The organism is Rhodoferax sp. P1_F3 (assembly GCF_056405715.1).
The window spans coordinates 1-3,767 of the sequence record NZ_JBFUBO010000030.1 but is presented as its reverse complement, the minus strand read 5'-3'; the positions used below and the strand labels follow the sequence as shown (position 1 = coordinate 3,767).

The 3,767-nt window shown below is 60.7% G+C and carries 2 protein-coding genes and 2 pseudogenes; all 4 read left to right on the top strand.

Translation table 11 applies throughout. The features are described from left to right. Positions 1-251, top strand: a 251-nt coding sequence (locus tag AC1DZ5_RS21440; protein WP_477892826.1) for a hypothetical protein, incomplete at its 5' end; no start/stop codon positions are given. A gap of 139 nt (positions 252-390) precedes the next feature. Then, positions 391-1,506 (top strand): annotated as a pseudogene (locus AC1DZ5_RS21435) (transposase); the annotation flags it as partial. 208 nt (positions 1,507-1,714) lie between these two features. Further along, the gene (locus AC1DZ5_RS21430; RefSeq protein ID WP_477892824.1) at positions 1,715-2,992 is read left to right on the top strand and encodes a Bd3614 family nucleic acid deaminase; all 1,278 of its coding nucleotides are present in this window, start codon (positions 1,715-1,717) and stop codon (positions 2,990-2,992) included. A 238-nt stretch (positions 2,993-3,230) separates the two neighbouring features. Next, positions 3,231-3,767: pseudogene (locus tag AC1DZ5_RS21425) on the top strand (aconitase family protein); the annotation flags it as partial.

The window sequence follows — 3,767 nt, the reverse complement described above, 5'->3', positions numbered from 1 at the left end:
CCACCGTGTTCTCCACTTCCACCCGCAACTTCCCCAACCGCCTGGGCAAGAACAGCAATGTGTATCTGGGTTCTGCCGAACTGGCTGCCATCTGCTCCAAGCTGGGTCGTATTCCGACCAAGGAAGAGTACTTGGCCGACATGGGCGTGCTGACCGCTGCCAGCGACACGGTGTACCAGTACCTGAACTTCGACAAGATCGGTGACTACACTGATTCGGCTGCCACGGTGACGGACGGTATCGCCGCGTAAGCTGCCAAGCCGCTAGCGCAAAGCCCCGTGGTGCACGCCACGGGGCTTTTTTAACGCCTAATTGGCCTGTAGCCCGCGTGGAATTTGCGTGAGTAGCTAGCAATTCAGGAGTGACTGGGCTTCCCGTTGGCAGAAGAGAAACGGGCAGGGCGACCACCACACCCCCAAGCCCTATGTCCGCCAAGCGTTTCGCAAGTATCTGGAATGCGGCATCTTCGCCCACGGCTTTGCCCGCGCCCGCTGTGATGACTGCGGGCACGACTACTTCGTGGCGTATTCTTGCAAAGGCCGTGGCGTCTGCCCCTCGTGCAACACGCGGCGCATGGTGGAGGCGGCGGCACACCTCACCGACCACGTCTTTCCCCGTCTGCCGGTGCGCCACGGTCCCGAAGCGCCTGCGTTACTTCATGCAGCGGGATGGGGCGGTGCTCAACATGGTGCTGCGCATTTTCCTGCGGGTCATTGCCCAAAGCCTGCAATCCCACAGCCCAGGTGCGAAAACGGTGGACAAGGCGACCCTGCACATCGGCGCAGTGGCTTTGGCAAAACCCCAAGTCCACATTCACCGGTTCGGCTCCAGCCTGAACGGGCATGTGCACTTCCACGTCTGTGTGGTCGATGGGGTGTTCGGGGAAGTGCCAAGCGAGGGCGACGCTGATGCCGCCCCTCAATCCTCACCGCCGGGCATCGTCTTCCACCCGGCCACCGGCATTGATGCGGATGCCGTGGCTCAGGTGAAAGCCACCTTGCGCAGACGCATCCTGCGCGCCTTCGTGGGGCAGGGCCTGCTGGAAAGTTGCGACACCAAAGAGATGCTGGCCTACCAGCACAGCGGCTTCTCTGTTGACGCCGGAGTCTGTATCCAGTCACACGACCGTGCCGCGCTGGAGCGGCTGCTGCGCTACTGCGCCCGCCCCAGCCAGAGCCGGTGCCACCCAAGCGCTCACCTACACATTACCTGTGGGCAGTGTTGATCGCCCGCATCTACGAAGTTTCCCCGCTGCTGTGCCCGATCTGCGGTGGGCAGATGCGCCTGATCGCGTTCATTACCGAGGGCATGCAGATCAAGCCAATTCTGGATCACATCGGTGTCGACTCGGAGCCCCCACACATCGCCCCGGCACGCGGGCCACCGCTGTGGGAGGAATGTGGTGAAGCGCAGATGGGTGACGGGGCGCAGGTCGAGCCAACAGACTGGGATCTGGCAGCGCAACCGGCACCAGACTTTGAGGTCGATCAGCGCATCAGTTGGTGACTGAGCAAAGCGGCGATTTGGACAGCTGCGGGGAGTAGCTGCGTACGCGCCAGCCCCAAATCCATCTTGCATCCCAAGGTCTCGCCATCGAGCGGCTGCGAGCGCTCAAACTGCCTGGGTCAACGTGTTTCGAAGCCCCCAACCCGTGCAATACTTGGTCTCATGCGCTTGAATTTCTATCCGTATTAAACAAAAGGGGCTACCTGCAATGACCTACGACGAAATTCTGGTCTCTCTCGCGCACGCGATGAAGTCCAACAACGGATTTGACTGGGCGATTGCTGTCAGGAACGACAGGTCCCGCGTATTGGTGGGACGTTCGGGCTCGCAAATCGACGAAACGGCGGGGGCGATACTCGGTCAAAACGCTCCCGATTTGAACGGCCAATGGGACGTCTATCTCTCGTATGTTCCCACGCACATGTGTCTTGGGATGTTATGGCGAGCCCAACCGCGGGACGTCATTTATTGGTCCACGACACAAATCGTGAAGCGCCGCATCGATCGCAACAACATCTTTCCGGCACGAGCGTACAGCGGCGCGGATGATGTGGACGAGAACTCAGAGAATTTCAGTCCTATCTTCGACGCGCTTCGACCAGGCGCCACCATGGCGGGGACCCATGTGATCAACACAACGCTCGGAGCGATCCCCCAGGTTCGTTCTTTGTTCGCCACTGCGGCCTCGGCTGCGTTCACTGGGCGGTTTCGCCCGCCGCTCGCGGTCCAGAACACGCTCGCGTATACAGGCGGCACGACCTTCTTCGCCGCTGGCGCGAACCTTGTGCATCGCGAGAATACATTTATGAAACTCGTGTACGCGATGCTGGCGCTGGGATGGAACAGGCACCGGGATGATCCGGCCGAACCGGCGGACCCGCATCCGCCCGCCAGTCGGCCGTACGGCAATAACATCGGAGCAGTCATGATCGACGCAACCAACAACAAGATTGTTGCCTGGGGCCTCAACATGAAATCGTTGAACGGCTCGTATCATGCGGAAACGCTGATGATCCAGGAGTACTTGCGGCGGAATGGAGGATTCCAGACTCTGCCCACGAATTGCATTGTCTACACGTCGCTGGAGTGCTGTCACATGTGCGCGGGCTATCTTCGCCATCTGCGCGATACCTCGGGGACGAACCTGACTGTGGTTTACGGGCAGCAAGATGTCCAGATCGCGGGCAGCTGCCTGGCAGGCTCCCAGCAGCCCACTACGGACCCTTTGGCCGCCCAGCTTGGCCTGCTCCAGGGGATCGGCGGACAGGAAACGATCCCTTTTCTGTTTTCCAAGGCCGCAACCGGCGCTTACAGGCAGTTCCACGGGGAGTCGGTCCCATTTCGAATTCGCGGCCCCGTTGCGCACTCTGTCGGCGCGCGAGGGGCAACCACCCCCGATCAACGACTGACGCTGGGCGTGATCGCGTTCCTGCGCGGCATGCAAAACCTGGGCATCTTGAGAAAAGGGGCGCCGACTGCGCCGTAGTCGTTATGCGCCATTGGCCGAGCCAGGCGAGAGGCCGCTTGAAGCCCCTTCCACAGACTTGCTCGCGCCGCTGATCCGGCTCCGTGATCGTGTCCCCAGTGGTCTTATTGGGAGACACTGGAGATCCAGGGACGCGACAAGGAATCCGTCGCGGTTGGCAACCGTTTTGTATATTCTCCCCGCCGAAACTCTTCATCAGCCAAGGAGACGCTATGAAACGTGCTGTCCTTTCCGCCGTGCTTGTCCCCAGTTGCTCAAGGGCGATGCGGATGCCGAATACGCCGCAGTTATCGAAATCGATCTGGCCGACATCCATGAACCCATCGTGGCCTGCCCCAATGATCCGGACGACGTGAAGACATTGGCCGACGTGGCCGGCGCCAAGATCGACGAAGTGTTCATCGGCTCCTGCATGACCAACATTGGCCACTTCCGCGCGGCTTCCAAGCTGTTGGAAAACAAGCGCGATATCCCGGTCAAGCTGTGGGTCGCCCCACCGACCAAGATGGACGCCAAGCAACTGAGTGACGAAGGCCACTACGGTGTGCTGGGCAGTGCCGGTGCGCGCATGGAAATGCCGGGCTGCAGCCTGTGCATGGGCAACCAAGCGCAGGTGAAGGAGGGCGCCACCGTGTTCTCCACTTCCACCCGCAACTTCCCCAACCGCCTGGGCAAGAACAGCAATGTGTATCTGGGTTCTGCCGAACTGGCTGCCATCTGCTCCAAGCTGGGTCGTATTCCGACCAAGGAAGAGTACTTGGCCGACATGGGCGTG